The sequence below is a fragment of the Allomuricauda ruestringensis DSM 13258 genome (genome assembly GCF_000224085.1).
Lineage (GTDB): Bacteria > Bacteroidota > Bacteroidia > Flavobacteriales > Flavobacteriaceae > Flagellimonas > Flagellimonas ruestringensis.
The window spans coordinates 3589099-3612940 of sequence record NC_015945.1 but is presented as its reverse complement, the minus strand read 5'-3'; the positions used below and the strand labels follow the sequence as shown (position 1 = coordinate 3612940).

Sequence of the window (23842 nt, the reverse complement as noted above, 5' to 3'; positions counted from 1 at the left end):
TTCTCCCGTTTATTCAATTAAACGAAATGAAAAAAAATCATTTATGGTTAATTACCGCCCTTTTGGCGGGTAAGGGGATTTTTGCGCAAAATGCACAGCAAGATTCACTTAAAGTGCAGCAACTGGACGAGGTTGTTGTAAGCGATTCAAAATTTGAGTTGAAAAGAGAAAACTCCGGAAAAACGGTAATCAAGATCACTGCAGAGGAAATGCAACGCAACCAAGGCAGAACGGTTGCGGAAATCATCAACACCAAAAGTGGTATCGAAATTGCTGGAAGCCGTGGCCGGGACGGTGATGTTCTTGGTGTCTATGCCCGTGGTGGCCGTGGGCGTCAGGTTTTGATCATTATCGATGGTGTTCGTGTATCGGATCCGTCCACTTTTTCGGCGGAGTACGACCTTCGATTACTTTCTCCAAACACCATCGAATCCATTGAGATCATTAAAGGTGCTGCTAGTACGCTTTACGGTACCAATGCGGTTACGGCGGTTATCAATATCACCACCAAAAAGAGCTCCAAAAAGAAGATTGCAGGTAATTTTGAAACAAGCGTGGGTACCAATCAAACGGCAGATGACCAAAATTATAATCTAGGGAGCATTCAAAATTCCGCAAATGTGAACGGTACTTTGGGCAAGTTTACCTACGGGGTGGATTTTTCCAATAGATACAAAAGTGGATTGTCAGCAGCAGTAACGCCAGAGAATGAGGAAGATATTTTTTCACACTACAGTACCAATTTGAAGCTTGGGTATCAATTCTCTGATGCTATTGGAGTCCAGGTTTATGGGAACCAGACCAAATTTAAAAATGAGTATGATGCTACATTGGCAGAAGCACCTAATCTGGGCGAGAACGAACAGCAAAGGGTCGGTTTATCTTCTACGTTGGATTATGGCGGTGGTTCGGTTCACCTAAATACAGCGTTTACCGATTATGAATCCGTGGCCAATGATACCTTTGGTGAAAGCATCACCGAGGGAAGCAATTGGGTGTTGGATCTGTACAATAAATACGTTTTTGGTGAGCAGTTCCATACCATTCTAGGGGTAAATTACATCAAAGATGAAGCTGTTTTTACTGAAGATGTTGATTTTACCATTGTGGACCCTTATGCCAATGTGGTGTATGTTTCAGATTTTGGACTGAACTTAAATGCTGGTGCTAGATTGAATAATCATTCCGAATATGGAAACCATTTTGTGTACAATGTGAATCCATCCTACGTGTTTGATACCGAAAATGGATATGTGAAGCTGATGGGGTCTTATGCCACATCTTACATCACACCTAATTTGACACAGTTGTTCGGTGCTTTTGGAGGTAACTCTGAGTTGGAACCCGAGGAAAACACGACGATTGAAGGGGGTATTGAATTCAAGCTCAATGAAAAGTTGAGAATTAGCACGGTGTATTTTGATAGAAATGAAACCAATGCCATTGGGTACGATGCCAATTTTATGAGTATCAACATTGCGGATGAAATTGATGCCAACGGAGTGGAGGTGGAAGCTACGTGGTTGCCTTGGAGCAAGTTTAGTGTTAATGCCAATTATACGTTCACGGAAAGGAAAGGGGACAATGCCATTCGTATTCCAAAACATAAGGCCAACGTATTCCTGTGGTATCAGTTTTGTGAAACCACAAACGCTTCATTAAGCTATGCTTACACGGGCGAACGTTTTGATACGGATTTTGCTACCTTCTCCGATATTGCTTTAGAACCATTTTCCTTGCTCAATTTTTCCATTGGACACGAACTGATTAAGAACAAACTCAACGTGTTTGTAAATGCAGATAACTTGTTGAATGAGGATTACAGAGAATTATTAGGGTTCACCACCCGAGGACGAAATTTTAGGGTTGGTCTCAACCTGAACCTTTAAAAAAAGTCCATCTATAATATCAATTTTTGTGAACCTGAACTTGCCCGTCTACCGGGCGGGCAGGATTAGGGTTATCCTTTTGATCATTATTTTAGAAGAACTAGTTTTATTAATCTTGATTTTTTACTCGATAATCGAGATTTAAATGTTCCGAGGCTTGTCTCGAAATCAAAACATTTTTTCCTGCCAATGCCTCGTAGAGTGGGCTTGTCCCGAGGTAGTTTACTTGAACTTATTTTTAGTAATTCACATATTCCACTATCTCAAGACCATAACCAACCATGCCCACACGCTTGGTTTGGCCAGAATTCGTCAATAACCGAATCTTGGAAATATTGATGTCGTGAAGTATTTGTGCACCAATGCCAAAGTCCTTGTTGTCCATTTCAATCTTTGGAGCCTTGTTGATTCCCTCTTCCTGAAGCTTTTTGAATTCGGACAATCTCCCCAATAGGTTCATGGATTGATTTTCTTGATTTATAAAAATCATGGCACTATTTTCTTCTGTATTCAATGCATCGAACATGCGCTGTAAACCTTCATCGGGATTGTTGGTCAAAGTGCCCAGCATATCATTGTTCACTAGCGTGGAATTAATACGGGTAAGTACAGGTTCTCCACTTTTCCAATTTCCTTTTAGCAACGCAATGTGAACTTGATCGTTCGTCGTCTGTTTGTATGCACGCAGTCTAAATTCTCCGAATCTGGTGTTTATGGTAAATGCCTCTTTAAGTTCTATAAGGCTATCGTGTTCCATGCGGTAAGCGATCAAATCCTCAATGGAAACAATTTTAAGGTCAAATTTTTTGGCTACCTCCAGCAATTGGGGCAATCGTGCCATGGTTCCATCCTCGTTCAAAATTTCCACCAAAATACCTGCAGGCTCTAAACCGGCCAATCTTGCAAAGTCTATTGCAGCCTCTGTGTGTCCAGTACGCCTTAATACGCCTCCATTTTTTGCCCTAAGCGGGAAAATATGTCCAGGTTTTCCCAGTTCGTGAGGTTTGGTGTCTTTGTTTACAAGGGCACTAATGGTTTTGGCCCTGTCATGAACCGAGATGCCCGTTGTGCATCCATACCCCAATAAATCCACGGAAACAGTAAACTGGGTTTGGTGCAATACGGTGTTGTTTTGCACCATCATATTTAACTCTAGTTCCTCGCACCTATCTTCAGTTAAGGGGGCACAGATAAGTCCTCGGCCGTGCATGGCCATAAAATTTATCATTTCGGGGGTAACTTTTTCGGCAGCAGCAATAAAATCGCCTTCGTTTTCCCTGTTTTCATCATCCACTACAATAATTACCTTACCGTCTCTAACATCGGCAATGGCTTCTTCTATGGCGTTCAGTTGTATTTTTTTGTTCTTGGCGATCATTGATCTTCAGCTTCTTTATCTTTCTTTTTAAATATTGATTTGATACGGTCTATAAAATGACCAAATCCTACTAACCCTTTATCCGCAGTTGCGCGTCTGGTGAGCGATATGCCCAAGGGCAACATGATCATTGTTGGGAGCCAGGCTCCGATAGCAGGGTGAATGTTTCCTTCTTTGGCATAGTTGCCGGCAAATACACCGAGAAAATAATAGGTCAAAAATAAGATGATAGCAACTACCATGGGCAATCCCAATCCTCCTTTGCGAATTATAGCTCCTAAAGGTGCGCCTACAAAAAACAAAATAATGCACGAAAGTGCCAGTGCATATTTTTGATGCAGCGATAGAATGTGGCTGTTATAGAACTTGTATCTGCTTTGCAGCTCGTTCTTTTTGGAAGTCACCGTGTTCAATATACTGGAAACCTCGTTCTGGGCTTTTTTCATTACTTGAATTTGTTCCCACTGTACCAGACTTTCTATAAATTCGTCGATAGTTTTAATGGAATCCTGTTCGGACTTCTCCACCTTTTTTTGGGGTTGAACAAGCTCCAAGTTTTGCTTGGTAGTATCTTTTGGCACTTTGGGCGGAAATGCCCCCATACGATTAACAACGTTTTTGGAAAATGCAGTTACTTTTTCAAGGTTGTTTTCGCGAAGGGAATCAATGTCCTTGATGAGCCGCCCCACATTTTTCATCTTGTTTGTAGTGATATTCTGATCTTCTTCCAAATCCTGGTCATTGAGTTCCGAAATATCGATATTGATGGTGTAGGTCTCAAAATTTGACTTGGCGAACGGGTGCTTTCGCCGTTCTTTGGCATCTTTGGGCATGACCTCTTCGTAGTAGTTTCCATCTTTCAATACCAATTGAATAATGTCTGATTTTTCACTACTGATCAACTCACCGGATTTTGCCTTGATGACGGTATTGTTAATGTTCTGATCTGTTTTTTTGTGGATGATGACATTATCCAAAAAGCGATCTTGCTCCCCATGTTTTTTGTCCACTTTAATGTTCATGCCCTCGCCAGTTCCTTCAAAATCACTAAAAACACCTTCGGTAATGGCGGCTGCTGGTTTTACTTTGGCAATGTTTCGCCTTAGGTTGAACATTTTTTGTTCTGATATTGGAATCACATCATTGGCAAAAAAGAAAGTGACCACACCTAAGAACAGTACAAATACGATAAGGCTTCGCATGCCACGTTGCAATGATATGCCGGAAGCTTTCATGGCGGCAAACTCATAATTTTCCGCAAAAGTACCAAAGGTAAGAATGGAGGATAGGAGTACCGTAAGCGGCAATACCTTGTCCACCAAAGTTGGGATAAAGTAGAAAATAAACTTGCCAATAATTACCATGCCCAGTCCTTTTCCCGCCAAATCATCAATGAACAGCCATATTCCCTGAAAAATGAATATGACGATGAGAATGAAAAAAGAACTGAAGAAGTTGTAAAGAAATCTTCTTAGTATATACTGATCAAGTATTTTCAATGCCTAGTTTCTTATAATATAATATCCTTTGTCCTCGTATTTTTTCTCGTCAAAGGTAAACAGAGTACTTGATATGGGCTGATTGGTTTTGAAAGAATTAACGGTAATGGTGGTTTTGGTACCATTGTTTCCCGTTTGAATCAGTTTATAGATGTGCTTGGTCTGTGTATCCACTCCCAAAAGCACGGATTTTATCTCGGTATTGGAGTCAATGGGAATCAACTTTACATACTGGATTTTTCTGCCCCCTACATTTTGAAGGATATCCCACTGATAGTTATGTCCCGTTTTATAGAATGTCAACATTTTGGAGGGGCTTACGTTATCGTTATCCTCATTTACATCTTCAATGGTTACTTCTTCGTTCTCGGGAACCACAGTGTAGACTTTGTTGCCATCGTACATTTGTTTGGCTCCAAAATAGTTGAGCAGATATTTTTCACCATCCAAGGTTACGTTGCCATTGGTTTCCTGTTTTAGGTCGGCCTCGGTGTTTTCCAAAGTGGACTGGAAATCAATATAAATATTATCGTAGCTCTGCACTTTGTTGTATACTTCGTCCAAAAGTGCTTTGGCCTTATCGGAGTTCTGTCCGTAAGAAAAAAGTCCTACGGTAAACAATGTTATAAAAAGAATACTTTTCTTGATCATGGTCTTATTTTGCTTCATTTTCTAATAGTTGTTCCAAAGAATACATGTCGGGCACCAAAACTTGTCGGGCCTTACTTCCCTCAAATGGCCCTACAATTCCGGCAGCTTCCAATTGGTCTATAATTCTACCGGCCCTGTTGTACCCCAGTTTTAATTTACGTTGGATAAGGGAAGCGGAACCTTGCTGGGCCGTTACAATAACTTCGGCGGCTTCTTTGAACATCGCATCCCTGTCCGCGATATCATTATCAAGACTTGTGCCAGATTCCTCGCCTACATACTCTGGCAGTAAGTGCGCTTCGGGGTATGCACGTTGCGAACCAATGTACTCGGTAATTTTTGCCACTTCTGGTGTGTCCACAAAAGCACATTGCAACCTTGTAACGTCATTTCCTTGAGTGTAGAGCATATCTCCGCGACCGATAAGCTGGTCGGCGCCTTGCGCATCCAAAATGGTTCTGGAGTCAATTTTTGAGGTTACCCTAAACGCTATCCTAGCAGGGAAGTTGGCCTTGATGATACCGGTAATTACGTTAACCGATGGTCTTTGTGTGGCAATAATCAAGTGAATACCAATGGCGCGTGCCAATTGTGCCAATCTGGCAATTGGTGTTTCCACTTCCTTGCCCGCTGTCATGATCAAATCCGCAAACTCATCTATCACCAAAACAATGTATGGCAAAAACTTATGTCCGTCGTTCGGATTCAATTTTCTGGCCTTGAACTTGACATTATATTCCTTAACGTTTCTTACCATAGCTGATTTGAGCAACTCGTAGCGGTTGTCCATTTCAATACAAAGGGAGTTCAAGGTGTTGATTACCTTGGTATTATCTGTAATGATGGCTTCTTCGGAATCGGGCAGTTTTGCCAAAAAGTGACGTTCAATTTTGTTGTAAAGGGTCAATTCCACCTTTTTGGGGTCTACCAAAATAAATTTAACTTCTGCGGGATGCTTTTTGTAGAGTAGGGAGGTGATGACGGCATTCAACCCTACGGATTTACCCTGACCCGTAGCACCTGCCATAAGCATGTGGGGCATTTTGGCGAGGTCAACCACAAAAGTCTCGTTGCTAATGGTTTTTCCAAAGGCAATGGGCAATTCCATTTCCGCTTTCTGGAATTTATTCGATGCTATAACGGACCGCATGGAAACAATGGTGGCGTTTTTGTTGGGCACCTCGATACCCACGGTTCCTTTGCCGGGAATAGGGGCAATGATTCGAATTCCCAACGCGGCCAACGAAAGCGCAATGTCGTCTTCTAGATTTTTTATTTTGGAAATACGGATTCCCGCTTCAGGAACAATTTCGTAAAGTGTTACCGTAGGACCAATGGTGGCTTTGATTTGGGCAATCCCTATTTTATAATTTTTGAGAGTGCTGACAATTCGGTTTTTGTTTTCCTCAAGCTCTTCTTGGTTGATGGTGATTCCTCCCGAGGCACCATGGGCCTCCAATAGGTCCAATGTGGGGAATTTGTAGTTGCCCAATTCCAGTTTTGGGTCGAATTCCCCAAAATCCTTTACCAATCTGGCAGCTGTTACATCGGTTTCTTCCTCTTCAACGGGTGTTTCTTCAACTTTTAAATCAATGTCGGATTCTTCCTCTTGCGGAAGATTTACATCGAGTCCGGCTTCCTCATTTAACGGTGGAATGTTTTCTTTATGGGTGTAGGTGTCTATTTTTTCAGGAACCTTATCATCTGTACTCAACTCAATGCTACCTTCCCCATCTTCATTAATAGTTTGGGTGTTGTGGATTGAAGGTTCTTCATTAAAATCAGATTTGATTTTTTGTTTCTGTCTGCGGAAGAAGTTGGCGAACCCTTCGGGTGTAAAATTGAACAGTCGGACCAAGATTACCATCAAAACAAATATCAGAATCAAGAATACACCGATTTTCCCCGTGTAATCCTGAAGGAAGTCATTCATTTCATAACCGATAAGGCCTCCCAACAATGGGAAATCCGCAGCAAAAAAACCAAGTGCAATGGATCCCCAGATGACTCCGACCAGCCCCCAAATCCATTTGGAGATCAATCGTTTTCCATTCAATCCCAAAAAGAGATAGAGCCCGGTGACGGCCAATAAGAACGGAAACACAAAAGAGGCCAAACCAAAGCCTTTGTACATAAAAAAGTGACTTACACCGGCCCCAAATTTATTGAGCAGGTTGCTTGCTTGGGCATTACGGTCCGCAAATTGGGATAGCATGCTCTGGTCCTCTTGCCATGTAAAATAAAACGACATGAAAGAGAAGAAGAGCGCAATGCTGAGAACGATCAAAAGGCTACCAAAAATAATCTTGTTCTGCTTGGAAGGCTTAAAGGATACCTTCTTTTCGGCAGTTGTAGTTTTTTTTGATTTTGATTTTGTTCTTTTTTTGGCCATCGATTGTTTTTAAGCGGGGCTAAGTTACAAATTTACGTTGCTACTCGGGGTCTTGGATTTTGCTAAAAGATTTTGGGTACATAGATGATCAGACCGATGATACTTGCTATGACCGATACTATCATAACGGCTCCTGCGGAAATATCTTTTATCAAACCAATTTTTGGATCCAATTTGGGCTGAACATAGTCGCAGATTTTTTCAATGGCGGTGTTTACTCCTTCCACGCCCATTACTAAACCAATGGCCAACAGTTGGAGAATCCATTCGGTGTTCGATATTTGAAAATAAAAGCCAAAAGCTGTGACCACCAATGTTATAACGAACTGAATTTTAATGCTAGGCTCGGTGCGCAACAAAAGGAACATGCCCTTTAGGGCATATCCTACACTTTTTATCCTATTCTGAAGAAAAGATTCTTTGGGCATTTAGAATGCTTCAAATATTTGTTTTGATATTAATCTACTAGCCGAAAGCTTGATGCGGCACGGTGTCAAAAATACTAAAAAAACCTTCCCGAAGTCTGTTACGGGAAGGTTCTTATTTACTGTTTTATACAATGTATGTTACTTGTCTATTGAGCCGAGTACTCTGGACATAAAACCGTTAAGCGCTTCTTTTTTAGGAGTACCGTTCTTGATTTCGTTGGATACTTCCAAAGCACCATAAATATTGGAGATCAATTCCCCGATCATATCCAGTTCCTCATCTTTGAGGCTAGAGACTTCGCAAACACTTTCTAGGGTATCTGCAGTTTCCTGAAGATAATCTTCGTCGTGCTCTTCGGCAAAATTGACCAATTGTTTAATTATGGGCAACTTCATTGATCAAGTCTTTTAAAACATCATATTTATTGGTCTGTACCTGATTCTTTAATGCCCCTTTTGAAAAAGCGGCAAAAGTGGGCAAATTGTCCACGTTGGCCAGCTTTCTGGATTCCGGGAATTTCTCGGCATCGACCATTACAAACTTTATATCTTCGTTCAAAGAGGCTTCCTTTTTGAACTTTGGCTTCATGATCCTGCAGTTGCCGCACCAAGATGCGCTATACTGCACCACTACGTTGTCATTGTTGGCAATGACCTCGCTTAAATTGTCTTTGTCCAATTCTACAACCATAGTGCTTAGTTTACGTGATTGGCCAAGTAATCGGAAACACCGGCTCTATCGGCATTCATGGCTTGTTTTCCTTCTTCCCAGTTTGCAGGACAGACCTCACCTTTTTCCTGAACGTGCGTGTAAGCATCTATCAAGCGCAAAAATTCTTTTACGTTTCTTCCCAAAGGCATGTGGTTGATGCTTTCGTGGAATACAGTCCCTTCTTCATCGATCAAGTACGTAGCTCTGTAGGTTACGTTGTCGCCTTCCACTACAACAGAATTGGTCTCCTCGTTATAGTCTTCTTTCATAATGTCCAAGATGCCCAAGGCAGTTGCCAAGTTTCTATTGCTGTCAGAAACGATAGGGTAGGTTACACCTTCTATTCCTCCGTTGTCCTTTTCTGTGTTCAACCAAGCAAAATGTACTTCGGCAGTATCGCAAGAAGCTCCGAAAACAATGGTATTTCTCTTTTCAAACTCACTTAGGTTTTGTTGAAAGGCAAAAAGCTCGGTCGGACAAACAAAAGTGAAATCTTTTGGATACCAGAATAACAAAACCTTCTTGTTTTCTGCTTTGGCTTTCTCTAAAATGTTGATTTTGAATGTGTCGCCCAATTCGTCGATGGCGTTTACTTCAATGTTTGGAAACTTTCTTCCTACTAAAGTCATTTATTGGATGTTTTTATAAATTTCGAATAGCAAAAATAGGGCGGTTTTATGGCTTTTACCAACTTAAAAATTTGTATTTCTTATAACTGGATAAGTCGTGACTATGCAATAAAAAACCGTTGCTATAGTTGAGTTTATATCAAAATTTGTTGCAAAAATTTAACAACTTCTCAATAAATCGCATGTATCGAAAAAAGTAGGATGACAATTTTATTCAGCAGTCGTTTCAACCAATTGCTCGATCTTGATTCTGAACGCAGCAAACAACAATGTCATAAACGGACTGAGCCAGTTAAAAATAGCATAGAGTGCATATTCACCAACACCAACACCCAAAACACTACTGTGATACGCTCCGCAGGTGTTCCAAGGTACCAATACAGAGGTTACCGTTCCTGAATCTTCGAGTGTTCTACTCAAATTTTCCGGGGCCAGTCCACGCTCTTCGTAAGCTTTGGAAAACATTTTGCCAGGCACCACAATGGCCAAGTATTGGTCGGATGCGGTTACGTTCAATGCCAAACAGCTTCCTACAGTACTGGCGAACAATCCAAAAGTGGTCTTGGCCATTTTCAGGAGGGATTCTGTGATGCGTTCCAAAGCTCCAATACCATCCATAATGCCGCCAAAAACCATCGCACAGACTATCAACCAAATGGTGCCGAGCATACCCGACATTCCTCCGGAGGAAAATAGATCGTTAAGTGCAGGGTCATCTGTTGCTATGGCTGTATCAACGGTGATGGCATTTAAAATGCCTTTGTAACCTGTTTCAAAGTTTAAGGCTGCACCTCCACCGATGTTCGCGACAATATCTGGCTGAAAAACAAGTGCAAAAACTCCACCTAACAATGTTCCTACAAGTAGAGCCATTAATGGAGGTGCTTTTTTTACGATTAAGCCAATAACAGCCAATGGAACCAAAAACAACCATCCATTTATATTGAAAGTAGAACTGATGTTTGTTAGTATGGAACTTGTGTCCGCATCACCGGAAGTGTCGATGGTGAACCCTAAAATGATGAAAACAATCAGGGTTACAACAATGGTTGGAACCGTGGTGTACGTCATATAGCGAATGTGCGAGAACAAATCTCCTCCCGCCATGGCAGGAGCCAAATTGGTGGTGTCGCTCAAAGGAGACATTTTATCCCCAAAATAAGCACCAGAAAGCACAGCGCCTGCCGTCATACCCAACGATATGCCCAAAGCATCTCCAATACCGATCAATGCAATACCTACGGTCGCGGCCGTGGTCCAACTACTTCCCGTGGCAATGGAAATAATGGCACAAATAATAACACTGGCAGCCAAAAATATGGTGGGATTCAAAATTTGAAGCCCGTAATAGATCATAGCGGGAATAATACCGCTGACCAGCCAAGTACCCGAAAGTGCACCGACCATTAAAAGAATCAATAAGGCACCTGTAGTAGACTTAACATTTTCGGCTACTTCGGCAATCATTTTCTTATAGGAAACCTTATTGAAAATACCGACGATTGCAGCAACCGCACCGCCCATTAATAAAATAAATTGGTTGGAACCGCTTAGGGCATCATCTCCAAAAACATAAACATTGTAGGCCAACATTGTTACCAGGGCAAAAACTGGTATCAATGCTTCGGCAATGGTCAAATCTTTATTTTCTACAATGTGTTCATCTTCCCTAAACTTTGGTTTTCCTTCTTTTTTCGGCATTTGGTCTGAGTTTGTTAAGAGGTAATATTACGATTTTGCACTATGCTGTGCAACCCCCTTATGTCGCCCCTTTAGGCTAAACTAGAGTCAGGAGACAAAATATCCAGTTTTTCCATACAGTTGCGCATGGTAATGTACGTTTTGTGGATATCGTTGTCCAGTCCAATGGAAAAACGGATAAGTCCTTCGGAGAGACCAAGTTCTTTTTGTTCTTCCTCTGGAATTTCAGAGGAGGTTGAAGTGCCTGAAGCGCTGAACAAGGTTTTGTAGAAACCAAGGCTTACTGCTAAATAACCCAGTTTTTCTTTTTGCATGAGCTCCATCAATGCATTGGCTCTTTTCACGGAACCAACATCCAGGGTAAGCATACCGCCAAATCCGTATTCGTGGTTCATCTGGGATTTCATTAAACTATGCCCTGAATGACTTTCCAAACCAGGATACACCACTTTTAAACCATCTTTTTCAAATTGCTTGGCCAAATAATGGGCATTTTCGCTATGCTTTTTGATTCTTATATGAAGCGTTCGCATATTCTTCAAGATGGAAGCGGCACGTAAACTGTCCAAAGTACTGCCCAAGAGCATTCCAGCTCCGTTGTTTACATCTTTTAGACTGAGACAAAAATCAGTTGTTCCGCAAACGGCTCCAGCAACGCAATCGCTGCTCCCATTGATGAACTTGGTAAGGCTGTGTACTACAATATCGGCCCCCAATTGTGCTGCATTAATGGTCAGTGGGGAAAAGGTATTGTCCACCACTAAAGGCATTTCGTTCTTTTTGGCAATTTTGGAAAGCGAAGGAATGTCGGCAATTTCCAACAGCGGGTTACTGACAGCCTCGCAGTAAATCATTTTGGTTTTTGGGGTGATGGATTTTTCGACCGTTCCCAAATTAGTGATGTCCACAAAAGAGACATCAATATGGAACTTTTTCACAAAGTTTTTTAGGAAGGCGTATGTACCTCCGTAAATGGTTCGGCTACAAACAATATGGTCTCCGGAATCACATAATTGAAGAATAACGGCAGTGATGGCGCCCATTCCACTGGCATATACATTGGCAGATTCCGTTCCCTCCAATTGCGCCATGGCCTCGCCCAAGTATAAGTTGGAAGGGGAGGAGTGGCGACTGTACAAGTAGCAGCCTTCGGTATTCCCCTCAAAGGTGTCGAACATGGTTTTTGCTGACAGAAAAGTGTAGGTTGATGAGTCTGATATAGAAGGATTTACACCTCCAAATTCGCCAAAATATTGAAGATCTTGTATGTGTTCCGATGCTTTGTAGTCCATAATGTGTTGTTTTTGATAAAAATAGGTATATGTAGACCTAAAATCAATAGATGTATTTAAATGGTGATAAACAGTCATTAAATAAAGAATAATTAGGATATTGTTCTATAAAATAAGAATTTAGCTGTTCCCAATAGAAAAATCGTCAGAATGAAACTGGATAAAGTGGATATTGAATTGGTAAGACTGCTCCAAGAGGACTGTAAAAAGACAACAAAACAATATGCAGATGCTTTGCATTTGTCCAAAACTGCAGTTTATGAGCGAATTCGTCGATTGGAGCGCAATGGGGTAATTACGCAATATACCGCCATGGTGGACAAAGAGAAAGTTGGGCGCGATTTTATGGTACTTTGTCAAATTCGCTTGGTGCAACATACCAAGGAGAATGTCTTAAAGTTTGAGCGTGAGGTATTGCAGCTTCAAGAGGTTTCCGAGTGCTTTCATGTAGGTGGCGATTACGACTATATTTTAAAGATTTTTGTAAAGGACATGAAAAGTTATCGGGAGTTTATGGTCACTAAATTGACTGCCATAGCCAATATTGGCAATACACAAAGTTCATTTGTCATCAATGAGGTGAAAAATACACCATCGGTACATATTGGTGGTTGATTTATTGTTCTATTATTGGGTTACTCTGTTATTAAGTTATTGAACTTGAGTTTGTCGCTTGAACTTGAAACTTTAGTTTGATGTTCGCCTGCAAACTGCCCACTGCAAACTGGGCTATTGGTTGCTTGATGTCGATAGTCGATTCTTGTCTCTTGTCTCATGATTCTTTTTCCTTTTTGACACAAATTTCACGAATGGCCACGAATGTTTTTGTACTTGAGGTTGAGACTTGAGCTTAAACTTACCTGCCTATTGCCCTCTGAAAACTGCCTACTGCCCCGAACCTCATCAATCCAAAACTAGGGTTTATCAATCCAAATAAGGTGTTCATAAGATCATGCCTAAAAAGTTCGCGTAAACTCTGCATCTTGCTCCAATTACCCTATAAAACTTTAGTCATGAAAAACACATTGAACAAATTTGGAATAACAATAATGGCCTTGGTAATGCTCTGGTCCTGCGAAAAAGATGACGGTCCAAAGTCATTCGCCAATCAGCCCCCGGTTATATACGACCAGTCCTTTCATGTTCCCGAAGCCCTAACCGATGGCCAAACGGTAGCCGAAGTAAAGGCATACGATTCCAATATGGGCACCAAGCTTACTTATAGTATCACTGCTGATGATAGTGATATGTTCGAGATAAGCCCTAAAACAGGGTTGTTAAGCTTAAAAGCGGGCAAAGAACTTGACCTTGAGGCTCCTCAATCTCACAAGATTACCGTTACGGTTACTGATGGAGAAAGGGAGGATACTGGTCTAATCACCATTTGCGATTGTGTACCCGTATTTGCGCAGGAAGCCTATGAGTTTGAAGTAAGCGAAGACTTATCTACAGAAGAATTGATCCACACCTTTGAGGTCGAAGATGCCGACACGGATATAGCGGATCTTGTTTTTAACATTCCCACTAACGACAACGGCCTGTTTACGATCAACGAAGCAGGTGAACTAAGCTTGGCCGCAGGACAGCAACTCGATTATGAGACTAGCAAAGAGCACAATATTACCGTAAGTGTTGAAGATGATAATGCAACTGTGGAAGTAGCAGTGAAAATTATAGTTATAAATGATGGAGATACCTTGGCCGAAGACCCTAAGTCTTTTGTGACCACATGGAAGACCGAGACCGATGGAGAAGAGATTATGTTTGAAATAATAAATAACTATTACTCTTACAACTATACCATAGATTGGGGAGATGGAACAATAGAGGAGCTTACTGAGGCTGATGGACATCCTTCTCATATCTATGCTTCTGCTGGCACTTATACCGTGGCTATATATGGTGAATTTCCAACTGTTCTTTTTAACAACCCACAATATTCTTCGAAACTTGAAAGCTTGGAACAATGGGGCATTATACAATGGGAATATTTAAGCTATACTTTTGGCAATTGCGAAAATATGGTATATAATGCGACGGACGTACCGGATTTATCCAAGGCAACCAGCACCAGCGGTATGTTTTATGAAGCCACCTCCTTTAATGGGGATGTCAGTGACTGGGATGTGAGCCATGTGACCACTATGACGGGTATGTTCGCCGGTGCCACTTCCTTTAACGGGAATCTTAGCGACTGGGACGTGAGTCATGTGACCTCTATGACAGCAATGTTCTATGGTGCCACTTCCTTTAACGGGGATATTAGTAATTGGGACGTGAGCCATGTGACCGGTATGGGGTCAATGTTCAGAGATGCCACCTCTTTTAATGGTGATGTCAGCAGTTGGGATGTTAATAATGTGAATACTATGGAAAATATGTTCAATGGAGCAACTTCCTTTGACGGGGACTTGAGCAATTGGAATATTGGTAAGGTAGAATTAATGGACGGTATGTTGGATAATTCGGGAATGTCCAAAGAAAACTTTAATGCCCTGTTGATGGGTTGGAGCAGTTTTGTGGAGCAGAACAACGGACCTTATGATATAAATTTTGGAGCTGATGGACTTACCTTTTGCGGTACAGAAGCTCTTGAAGCAGGACTCAAGCTACAGAATAACTACAATTGGAATTTTACAGGAGATCAAGTTTTTGAGCAAGAATGTAACTGATTGTTAAAAAATAGGTTTTAAAACATGCCATCGGGAGGCTTTCGGGTTTCTCGGTGGTTTTTTGTTGCCCCCTCCCGGCCTCCCCAAAGGGAGGAGTTTGATGCTCGGCGTTCCAAGTTAGAAGTTACTGCGTTATTGGGTTATTGAGTTATTTTGTTATTGGAATTTGGTATTAGTCATTTTACTGCTTTCTGCCAACTGCATACTGAGTTGTTTGGTTATTTTGTTGTTGTGTTATTAATTTGAGTTTGATGTTTGCACTTGGCACCTGATGCCTGTCATTCTGAAGGAGCGTAGCGACTGAGGAATCTAGATTTCTCACGCTCCCGCTGGTCGGTTCGAAATGACAATGAAATAATTCGTGGCCATTTGTGTAATTCGTGTCAGCCGTAGGCAGGGGTTATTGGAGTTTGATGTTTGAGCTTGAAGCATGATGCCCGAAGCCGGAAGTCCGTTCTTGGTTTCAAGTTTTAGGTTGCCAAAGGTCTTTGTCCTTGTGTCTGACAGCGCAGCGGCCTTGGTTCTTTCTTCTTGCTCCTTTGCTCTTTGTTCTTGACCCTGAAACTTGAGTTTGAACTTGATTCGAGCAATAAGTGAAATTCATGTCAAGCCAATAAACAATGAGTAACCATTCAACTTTTACCCTCCTCCCTTTGACCTTTTTGACGCAAATTCCACAAATCATCACGAATTTTCTGTTCTTGAACTTGATACTTGATGTCGGAAGTTGGAAGTCAGTTGGCAGTAAGCAGTTCGCAGTCTGCAGTAACCCAATAACTGAATAACCCACTTTGCAACTCTGAACTCCTAACTCTAAACTTCTAACTTCAGAAGTCTTGGTTCTTGTGCCTAACAGCGCAGCGGTCTTGGTTCTTTGCTTCTTGCTCCTTTGCTCTCTGTTCTTGACCCTGAAACTTGAGTTTGAACTTTTTGACTGCCCACTGAGAACTGACAACTGTATACTAAACTCCGAACTCAAAACCTTTTTCCCACAGAATTGATTGGGACTGTCCCGAAAAACATTTGTATTTTTACGGTTGTTTTTAAAGAACATATCTTTTAAGAATCATCCTTACAAATAATACAATATGAATCAATATGATGTAGCTATCATCGGCTCTGGACCTGGAGGCTATGTAGCGGCCATTCGATGTGCCCAATTGGGAATGAAAACTGCAATAATAGAAAAGTATGCTGTACTTGGCGGTACATGCTTAAACGTAGGATGTATTCCTTCCAAAGCGCTTTTGGACTCATCGCACCATTATGAAGATGCAGTTAAGCACTTCGAGGAGCACGGTATCGATATTCCAGGGGAGGTAAAAGTGAACTTGAAGCAAATGATTGCTCGTAAACAAGCTGTAGTGGACCAAACCACTAAGGGAGTCGAGTTTTTGATGAGCAAAAACAAGATTGATGTTTACCATGGCGTAGGAAGTTTCAAGGACGCTACGCACATCAATATTAAAAAAGATGGAAAAACAGAAACCATCGAAGCTAAGAACAGCATCATTGCTACGGGGTCTAAACCATCATCCTTACCTTTTATTGAAATTGATAAAGAAAGAGTGATTACCTCAACCGAAGCCCTAAAGCTAAAGGAGATTCCAAAACATTTGATTGTGATTGGGGGAGGAGTGATAGGTTTGGAATTGGGTCAGGTATACAAGCGCTTGGGCGCCGAAGTAACCGTAGTGGAATTTATGGACCGCATTATCCCCGGCATGGATGGCGCTTTGTCCAAAGAGCTCACCAAAGTGATGAAAAAACAAAAGGTGAAGTTCAACCTGTCCCACAAAGTAAAATCCGTAGAGCGCAAAGGTGACGAGATAATTGTGAAAGCCGATGACAAAAAAGGCAAAGAGGTTACCATAAAAGGAGACTATTGCTTGGTAAGTGTTGGCCGTAAACCGTATACCGATGGATTGAACGCCGAAGCTGCAGGCGTAAAATTGGATGATAAGGGCAGAGTAGAAGTAAACGAACACTTGCAGACCAACGTTTCCAATATTTATGCCATTGGCGATGTGGTAAAAGGTGCCATGTTGGCCCATAAGGCCGAAGAAGAAGGTACCATGGTCGCCGAATTGTTGGCAGGCCAAAAACCACATATAGATTATAACCTTATACCAGGTGTTGTTTATACTTGGCCAGAAGTTGCCGCTGTTGGAAAAACAGAAGAGCAATTGAAAGAAGAAGGCGTAGCATATAAATCAGGTCAGTTTCCGATGCGTGCCTTGGGAAGAGCCCGTGCCAGCATGGATATTGATGGTTTTGTGAAGATTCTTGCAGATAAGAACACTGATGAAGTACTGGGCGTTCATATGATTGGGGCACGTTGTGCAGATTTGATTACGGAAGGTGTTACCGCGATGGAATTCAGGGCGTCGGCCGAGGATATTTCCCGAATGAGCCATGCCCACCCAACCTTTGCCGAAGCCGTTAAGGAAGCTGCATTGGCCGCAACCGATGATAGGGCTTTGCATGTTTAATTAACTTTTTGGTACGTACATAAAAATCCGTCAGTTCGAGTTTTTCCTTGAGGAAAAGTATCGAGAACTCAGGTTGACGAAAACACATATTTTGGATAACTTTAAAGCATTCAGTCTTAGGATTGAATGCTTTTTTAGCTTCTTACCGTGCGGAAAACTCTTCTGAGGAATAGTCTAACTCTAATAAAAAGCTCTCGTAGCACAGGGGTGGAGGCCTCTTTCAAGTCGGTAATCTGGATTTTGGCATAAGAAATGCCCCAAGCAAGCTGTGATTTGATATTTGCTTCGTATCGGTTGTATTGTAATGATAAAAATGTACAAACGATTATAAAAGCGAAAGCGCCTGCAACCACTATTTCAGGCGAAAGTGAATGGTTAAAGAAACGGTACAGCCCCAATCCCGTTAAGCTTCCATAAAGTATAACAAAGTGAATCACGTAGATGGAAAGTGTACTTGCACCAATTTTCAGAACTGTTTTGTTCGTCATAAATCGGCGAAGGATCATAAATACGGCAAAAACAACGAGCACATTGCCCAAACGGATAAATAAATAGTTATTGGAGAGTATTAAGTTGAATAATTCCAACCCGGTCCATTCATAAAGTCCTTTAAAAACATTGGAAGATTGGTATATTAAAAAATAGCCAACCGCCAACGCTATGGCAATCGCTGCAGGGTATAAATATTTATAGTTTTTAAATCGCGTAAAAAGCACCGAGATAAAGGCACCCAAAGTAGTATATCCAAACCAAGGAATGATGGTAAACACAGAACCATTGGCCTTGGTGAAATAATTGGCGATAAAATCAGGTAAAAAAGCGAAAGTCCAATCCTTGTAAACCCGTTCGAACAGAAAAAGCAACAAGGTGATGCTGATCAGAACAGCAGGAAGCACATATTTTTTCCTATTGGCGGTGAGCAAATATATGCCAATAAGACCTAGAATGGAGAGCCCGATGCAATGGAGCACATCTACCAAATAAAACGAATTGTAAATTTCACCTTTAAAGAGACCTCCAAGATTCAAGCGTAGTAAGTAACCAATGGCCAATAGCTGTAGTCCACGACGAATACCTTTGGAAACCCTAGGGTTTTCCATTCCGTTTTGTGGAACCCGAATCAATAAATACGTAAATATAAAGCCAGAAACGGTAAAGAAAACAGGAGCGGTAATTCCTCTAAAATAAAGCCAAACATTGTAAACAGAATTGCTTGAGTCCCTAAAAACAGGATCCAACAAACCATCGATGAAGTGCCCTTGCAGCATCATCAAAATGGCCCATGCACGCATGGCGTCTATAAAAAATAACCTGTTGTTCTTGGCTGTCATTTGGTTTACATTCAACCTATATACTTGTTTAGCAGGCAGTTTGGATGTTCTTCGTGCCAAAAATATACAAAATAGTCGCATCTCTGTCTCAATTGCGGTATTTTAGCGAAACAATCAATGATTTTATACTATGGCTGCAATTTTGGCATTCGCCGGAAGCAATTCTTCAACTTCTATTAATTTTAAATTAGTCCAACACACCACTTCCCTAGTGCAAAATAATGATATTCAGATCCTCAACATGGCAGAGCACCCTTTTCCCATGTATAGCGAAGACCATGAAAAGGAAAAAGGGTTCCCGGATGCTGTGGTAGAATTGAAGGAGCGTATCAAAAGTTCAAATAGTCTTATATTATCGGTTAACGAACACAACGGAAACCCTTCGGCCTATTTTAAAAATGTATTGGATTGGCTTTCGCGAATAGATCGTAAGTTCTTGGAGGGCACCAAAGTATTATTGATGTCCACTTCAGGAGGAAAGCGGGGAGGCAAAGGTTCCTTGGCGGTTGTTGAAAATATGTTGCCGAGGTTTGGTGCGGAAATCGTAGCGACCTTTTCCTTGCCATCTTTTTATGATAATTTTAGTGAAGAGGGCATTTTGGACGAAACCTTAAAAAATGAACACCAAAATGCATTGAGCACTTTTTTGGATTCGTTAAAACAATAGGTATTGCGAACACACCGTTCCTTTAAGATAAATTCCCTTTTACAAAGTAAAAAGGCGCTGCTCCAATGGTCTAGGGCTTATCAGAGCGTAATTTGGTTGGATAGCAACTCGCACCGAGATAAATATTCCAGTTTCGAAGCCTGCCTAGCTGTTGGTGCATCTCAAGTATTGATGGGTGTTGATGAGCTTCAAACCTTTGTGGATCAGCAAAAGGATTGGGTTTTTGGGTATTTTTCCTATGATTTTAAAAATGAATTGGAAGATTTGATTTCCGAAAATTTAGATGTTCTTGGATTTCCAATGCTGCAATTTTATCAACCCAAAAAAATTATAATTATTGATGAAGGCCAGCTTCATTTTAAGTATTTGAACGCTTATGCCCACGAAATTGAAGCTGATTATACTGAAATCATCAATTTTCAGCAAATGGATTTCTCGAAACAGCTGAACGACCCCATCAAAATTAAAATGCGGATCCACAAGGATGCCTATTTTGAAAAAGCCAACCGTTTTTTGGAGCATATCCACCGTGGCGACATTTATGAAGCTAATTTTTGTCAGGAATTTTATGCAGAAGATATTTCCATTGACCCTTGGTATACCCATCATAAATTGAACAGTATTTCCGAACCGCCGTTTGCAGCATTTGTTAGGTTAAGGGATAAGTATTTGATATGTGCTTCACCCGAACGGTACATTAAAAAAATGGGGCAAAAAGTGATTTCACAACCCATAAAAGGAACTGCGCCACGTGGAAATGATGAAGAGGATGATCAAAGAATCAAAAAAGAATTATCCCAAGATGAAAAAGAGCGCTCAGAAAACATCATGATTACGGATTTGGTCCGCAACGATTTGTCCAAAAGCGCTTTAAAGGGTTCTGTGCAAGTCGAAGAACTCTGTAAGCCATACACTTTTAAGCAAGTACATCAATTGATCTCCACCGTAGTTTCAACGGTTCCAAAGGATAAGAATTCCATAGAACTGATTAAAGAAACTTTCCCCATGGGCAGTATGACGGGTGCTCCGAAGATTTCAGCAATGAAAATCATTGAAGATTTGGAGGAAACCAAACGAGGTTTGTACAGCGCAGCTGTCGGTTATTTTGATCCAAACGGAGATTTTGATTTTAACGTAGTAATTCGGAGTATTCTGTACAATGCAACAAAAAAGTATGTGTCCTTTTCTGTTGGAAGTGCCATCACCGCAAAATCTGACCCAGAAAAGGAATATGAAGAATGCCTGCTTAAAGCCAAAGCTATGCGAACAGTTTTGGAGGAAAGGGGATGAGGTTGATAGTGAGTTCAAGTTTCAAGTTAGGAGTTATTCAGTTATTGGGTTATTGAGCTACTGACTCCCGACTTCGGACAAGTTCAAATTCAAGTCCAGGTTCAAGGGCAAAGAAAAAAGAACCAAGACTTCTGAAGTTAGGAGTTTTGAGTTAGGAGTTCAGAGTTATTGGGTTATTGAGCTACTGACTACTGACTCCCGACTTCGGACAAGTTCAAATCCAAGTCCAGGTTCAAGAGCAATGAAAAGAGAGCTAAGACTTCGTGCTTCCGACCTCTAGACTAAGTTATTGGGCTATTGAGTTACTGCGAATTGCTAACTGCCTACTGACAACTGTAAACTGCTGACTGCTAACTGCCTGCTGTCTACTGACTTCCAACAACAAAAAACAAAACCACCGAGAAACCCGAAGGCCTCCCGGTGGCATGTTTTATAACCTATTTTTACTATCAATTACATTCCTCAAATGTATATTGGCCCGTATAATCCCATGAATGGTTGTCGTACAGGTTCTGAAAAGCATTGAACCCTTCGCTTTCCAAACAGATGGCCAGATTCTCCAATCCCAATGTGATGCCCTCGGGACCTCCGTTCTGCTCCACATAATTGTTCCATCCTATAAATGTACTGCCCAGATTGGCCTTGGACATCCCAGAGTTGTCCAGCATACCCGTCATGTCTTCAACACTGCCAATATCCCAACCGCCAAGGTCTTGATCAAAAGAAGTGGCTCCTTTGAACATATATCTCATACTGGTCACATTGCCCAACTTAGCACCCCAAGCACTTAAATCCCCGTTAAAGGAAGTGGCTTCATAGAACATAGCATACATACTAGTCACATTGCTTACATCCCATCCGCTGATGTCCCCGTTAAAGGAGGTAGCTCCTTGGAACATATACCTCATATCAGTCACATTGCTCACGTCCCAGTCACTGATGTCCCCATTAAAGGACGTAGCATCATCGAACATGAAAGACATATCAGTTACGTTGAAAAGGTCGGGGGCATCCGTGGCATTGTACACCATGTTTTCACAGTCTGCAAAAGCGTAATAAAAAGATTTCCATTGAATGTTGCCCCACTGCTCCAAGCTCATGAGTTTTTCTGCTGTTCCAACACCCCCAAGGAAGGTGAAAGAAGGAAACTCCCCCTGTATGGCCACGGTATAGGTGCCCGCCGCAGTATAGGTGTGGTTCGGATATCCATCCGCTTCGGTAAGCTCTTCCACCGTGCCATCGCCCCAGTCTATGGTATAGTTATAGGTATAGTTGCCAAGTATTCCAATCTCTATCTCCTCCCCATCGGTCTCGGTCTTCCAAGTGGTGATAAAGGAGGCTGGGTCCTCGGCCATGCTCTCTATTACGTTTTCCACGGTAATCGTTATTGTGGCCTCGGCGGTGTCCTCTCCATCGGTTACGCTCACGGTAATGCTGTGCTCCGTAGCGGTCTCGTAGTCCAAAGTCTTACCCTCGGCCAAGGTAAGTTCCCCTGCTTCGTTCAACAAAAAGAGGTCGTTGTCGTTCTCCTTTAGCTCAAAAGTGAGCTCGTCCTCGTCGGCATCGGTGGCGGTTACCGTGCCTATTACATCGGCATCCGTAATGTCCTCCTTGGCGGTGAACTCCTGTGCCTCGATCACCGGGGCGGAGTTGGTGGTGCCTTCGGTCACTTTTATGGTAATCTCGGCATTGGCCGTGGTGTTGCCATCGCTCACCCTTACCGTTATGCTGTGCTCGGTGGCGGTCCCAAAGTCCAATGTCTTGCCCTCGGCCAAGGTCAGGACCCCTGCCGTGGTCAGTAGAAAGAGGTCGTTGTCGTTCGCGATCATCTCAAAGGTAAGCTCGTCATCCTCTGGGTCGGTGGCCGCTACCTGCCCGATCTCATCGGTATCGGTAATCGCTTCGGAGACTGTAAATTCCTGTGCCTCGATCACGGGGGACTGATTATCTGGGTCAACAGCGGTCACTTTTATGGTCACTGTGGCATCGGCCTTGGCCGTTCCGTCGGTTACGCTCACCGTTATGCTGTGCTTGTCGCTGCTCGCTGCGTCCAGTGCCTTGCCCGTGGCCAGGCTCAGTTTGCCTTCCTTGGTGATCTCAAAAAGGTTGCCGTCGTTCGTTTTAATGCTAAAGGCAAGGGCGTCGCCCTCCGCATCGGTGGCGGTTACCGTGCCAATGGTCTCGGTGTCCGCAATGGTCTCCGCTACCGTAAAGGTGTGGGCCTTGACCACAGGGGCGGTGTTCTTGGGCGGTGTTGGGCCGTCGTCCTTGCCGCAGCTCCAGATCATGATGGTGGCCATCAGTGCAACACCTAATTTCTTTGCAATGTGTTTCATAACATATTTAGTTTTTGATTATAAATTGGGACAAGATGCAATGTTCGCGGGAGAGTTTTGGACACGATCTTACCAATGCCCCGTTTGGATTGATGGATGCACGGGTTGGGTTGATGGGAAAGTTTTCAGTATGCAGTGGGCAGTCCGCAGTAGGCAGTCAAAAAGTTCAAACTCAGGTTTCAAGTTCAAGAACAGAGAGAAGAGAGCAAAGAGACAAGAGACAAGACTTCTGAAGTTAGGAGTTTAGAGTTAGGAGTTCAGAGTTAAGAAGTTATTGGGTTACTGCAAACCGACTTCGTGCATCGTGCTTCCGATCTCTAGACTAAGTTATTGGGTTATTAAGTTACTGCTTACTGCCTACTGCGAACTGCCTACTGCCAACTGACTCCCGACTCAAATCCAAGTTCAAATATCAAACCCAAGCGTCAAGATCAAACATCAAAGGTAGGGATTACTGCTAACTAACTTCGTGCTCCCGACTTC

The 23842-nt window shown here is 42.2% G+C and carries 18 protein-coding genes; 6 read left to right on the top strand and 12 right to left on the bottom strand.

Annotated elements, in window-relative coordinates; all coding sequences use genetic code 11:
• Positions 1-26 precede the first annotated feature (26 nt).
• Positions 27-1889, top strand: a complete 1863-nt coding sequence (locus tag MURRU_RS16245) for a TonB-dependent receptor plug domain-containing protein (protein ID WP_014034581.1) — start codon at positions 27-29, stop codon at positions 1887-1889.
• Positions 1890-2127: 238 nt separating this feature from the next.
• Here the strand turns inward: MURRU_RS16245 and ribB are convergent, their stop codons facing one another.
• From ribB to MURRU_RS16195, 10 genes are all read right to left on the bottom strand, one after another.
• Positions 2128-3267 (bottom strand): 3,4-dihydroxy-2-butanone-4-phosphate synthase, encoded by a 1140-nt coding sequence (ribB, locus tag MURRU_RS16240; RefSeq protein WP_014034579.1) that lies wholly within the window; start codon positions 3265-3267, stop codon positions 2128-2130.
• Entirely contained in the window at positions 3264-4766 is a 1503-nt protein-coding gene (locus tag MURRU_RS16235) for an LptF/LptG family permease (protein WP_014034578.1), read from the bottom strand. The genes ribB and MURRU_RS16235 overlap by 4 nt, the downstream gene beginning before the upstream one ends.
• Before the next feature lie 3 nt (positions 4767-4769).
• Positions 4770-5435 carry an outer membrane lipoprotein periplasmic chaperone LolA1 gene (lolA1, locus tag MURRU_RS16230; RefSeq protein ID WP_245545045.1) on the bottom strand — a complete coding sequence of 222 codons (666 nt, stop codon included), beginning with the start codon at positions 5433-5435 and terminating at the stop codon, positions 4770-4772.
• A complete protein-coding gene (locus MURRU_RS16225) occupies positions 5422-7809 on the bottom strand; it encodes a DNA translocase FtsK (RefSeq protein WP_014034576.1) in 2388 nt (795 codons plus the stop codon). The genes lolA1 and MURRU_RS16225 overlap by 14 nt, the downstream gene beginning before the upstream one ends.
• Positions 7810-7871: 62 nt before the next feature.
• A complete protein-coding gene (locus tag MURRU_RS16220) occupies positions 7872-8237 on the bottom strand; it encodes a diacylglycerol kinase family protein (RefSeq protein WP_014034575.1) in 366 nt (121 codons plus the stop codon).
• Positions 8238-8375: 138 nt separating this feature from the next.
• Positions 8376-8633, bottom strand: coding sequence for a DUF6952 family protein (locus MURRU_RS16215; protein WP_014034574.1), 258 nt, complete (start codon positions 8631-8633; stop codon positions 8376-8378).
• Positions 8614-8928, bottom strand: coding sequence for a thioredoxin family protein (locus MURRU_RS16210; protein ID WP_014034573.1), 315 nt, complete (start codon positions 8926-8928; stop codon positions 8614-8616). The genes MURRU_RS16215 and MURRU_RS16210 overlap by 20 nt, the downstream gene beginning before the upstream one ends.
• A 5-nt stretch (positions 8929-8933) precedes the next feature.
• Entirely contained in the window at positions 8934-9578 is a 645-nt protein-coding gene (locus MURRU_RS16205; RefSeq protein ID WP_014034572.1) for a peroxiredoxin, read from the bottom strand.
• A 210-nt stretch (positions 9579-9788) separates the two neighbouring features.
• Positions 9789-11279, bottom strand: coding sequence for a Na+/H+ antiporter NhaC (gene nhaC / locus MURRU_RS16200; RefSeq protein WP_014034571.1), 1491 nt, complete (start codon positions 11277-11279; stop codon positions 9789-9791).
• Between the two features lie 71 nt (positions 11280-11350).
• The gene (locus tag MURRU_RS16195) at positions 11351-12571 is read right to left on the bottom strand and encodes an aminotransferase class I/II-fold pyridoxal phosphate-dependent enzyme (RefSeq protein WP_041802134.1); all 1221 of its coding nucleotides are present in this window, start codon (positions 12569-12571) and stop codon (positions 11351-11353) included.
• A 150-nt stretch (positions 12572-12721) separates the two neighbouring features.
• Here MURRU_RS16195 and MURRU_RS16190 point away from each other — a divergent pair, with 150 nt between their 5' ends.
• The 3 genes from MURRU_RS16190 (at position 12722) to lpdA (ending at position 17735) form a co-directional block, all read left to right on the top strand.
• On the top strand, positions 12722-13186 hold the full coding sequence (locus tag MURRU_RS16190) for an Lrp/AsnC family transcriptional regulator (protein ID WP_014034569.1): 465 nt from the start codon (positions 12722-12724) through the stop codon (positions 13184-13186).
• Positions 13187-13584: 398 nt separating this feature from the next.
• Entirely contained in the window at positions 13585-15243 is a 1659-nt protein-coding gene (locus MURRU_RS16185; protein ID WP_014034568.1) for a BspA family leucine-rich repeat surface protein, read from the top strand.
• A 1088-nt stretch (positions 15244-16331) separates the two neighbouring features.
• The gene (gene lpdA / locus MURRU_RS16175; RefSeq protein WP_014034566.1) at positions 16332-17735 is read left to right on the top strand and encodes a dihydrolipoyl dehydrogenase; all 1404 of its coding nucleotides are present in this window, start codon (positions 16332-16334) and stop codon (positions 17733-17735) included.
• A gap of 134 nt (positions 17736-17869) precedes the next feature.
• Here the strand turns inward: lpdA and MURRU_RS16170 are convergent, their stop codons facing one another.
• Positions 17870-19147 carry a heparan-alpha-glucosaminide N-acetyltransferase domain-containing protein gene (locus MURRU_RS16170; protein ID WP_313777676.1) on the bottom strand — a complete coding sequence of 426 codons (1278 nt, stop codon included), beginning with the start codon at positions 19145-19147 and terminating at the stop codon, positions 17870-17872.
• Between the two features lie 49 nt (positions 19148-19196).
• On the opposite strand from MURRU_RS16170, the gene MURRU_RS16165 reads away from it, so the two are divergent.
• Both MURRU_RS16165 and MURRU_RS16160 read left to right on the top strand, forming a co-directional pair.
• Positions 19197-19733, top strand: a complete 537-nt coding sequence (locus tag MURRU_RS16165; RefSeq protein ID WP_014034564.1) for an NADPH-dependent FMN reductase — start codon at positions 19197-19199, stop codon at positions 19731-19733.
• Positions 19734-19736: 3 nt separating this feature from the next.
• On the top strand, positions 19737-21023 hold the full coding sequence (locus tag MURRU_RS16160; RefSeq protein ID WP_014034563.1) for an anthranilate synthase component I family protein: 1287 nt from the start codon (positions 19737-19739) through the stop codon (positions 21021-21023).
• A gap of 449 nt (positions 21024-21472) precedes the next feature.
• Here the strand turns inward: MURRU_RS16160 and MURRU_RS17490 are convergent, their stop codons facing one another.
• Positions 21473-23359 carry a BspA family leucine-rich repeat surface protein gene (locus MURRU_RS17490; RefSeq protein ID WP_014034562.1) on the bottom strand — a complete coding sequence of 629 codons (1887 nt, stop codon included), beginning with the start codon at positions 23357-23359 and terminating at the stop codon, positions 21473-21475.
• Between the last annotated feature and the right edge of the window lie 483 nt (positions 23360-23842).

Coding starts and splice junctions, on each gene's coding strand:
- MURRU_RS16210 (WP_014034573.1), bottom strand. CDS start 8,928: ATGGTTGTAGAATTGGACAAAGACAATTTAAGCGAGGTCATTGCCAAC.
- MURRU_RS16245 (WP_014034581.1), top strand. CDS start 27: ATGAAAAAAAATCATTTATGGTTAATTACCGCCCTTTTGGCGGGTAAG.
- MURRU_RS16215 (WP_014034574.1), bottom strand. CDS start 8,633: ATGAAGTTGCCCATAATTAAACAATTGGTCAATTTTGCCGAAGAGCAC.
- MURRU_RS16185 (WP_014034568.1), top strand. CDS start 13,585: ATGAAAAACACATTGAACAAATTTGGAATAACAATAATGGCCTTGGTA.
- MURRU_RS16205 (WP_014034572.1), bottom strand. CDS start 9,578: ATGACTTTAGTAGGAAGAAAGTTTCCAAACATTGAAGTAAACGCCATC.
- MURRU_RS16190 (WP_014034569.1), top strand. CDS start 12,722: ATGAAACTGGATAAAGTGGATATTGAATTGGTAAGACTGCTCCAAGAG.
- ribB (WP_014034579.1), bottom strand. CDS start 3,267: ATGATCGCCAAGAACAAAAAAATACAACTGAACGCCATAGAAGAAGCC.
- lpdA (WP_014034566.1), top strand. CDS start 16,332: ATGAATCAATATGATGTAGCTATCATCGGCTCTGGACCTGGAGGCTAT.
- MURRU_RS16195 (WP_041802134.1), bottom strand. CDS start 12,571: ATGGACTACAAAGCATCGGAACACATACAAGATCTTCAATATTTTGGC.
- MURRU_RS16165 (WP_014034564.1), top strand. CDS start 19,197: ATGGCTGCAATTTTGGCATTCGCCGGAAGCAATTCTTCAACTTCTATT.
- lolA1 (WP_245545045.1), bottom strand. CDS start 5,435: ATGAAGCAAAATAAGACCATGATCAAGAAAAGTATTCTTTTTATAACA.
- MURRU_RS17490 (WP_014034562.1), bottom strand. CDS start 23,359: ATGAAACACATTGCAAAGAAATTAGGTGTTGCACTGATGGCCACCATC.
- nhaC (WP_014034571.1), bottom strand. CDS start 11,279: ATGCCGAAAAAAGAAGGAAAACCAAAGTTTAGGGAAGATGAACACATT.
- MURRU_RS16170 (WP_313777676.1), bottom strand. CDS start 19,147: ATGCGACTATTTTGTATATTTTTGGCACGAAGAACATCCAAACTGCCT.
- MURRU_RS16220 (WP_014034575.1), bottom strand. CDS start 8,237: ATGCCCAAAGAATCTTTTCTTCAGAATAGGATAAAAAGTGTAGGATAT.
- MURRU_RS16225 (WP_014034576.1), bottom strand. CDS start 7,809: ATGGCCAAAAAAAGAACAAAATCAAAATCAAAAAAAACTACAACTGCC.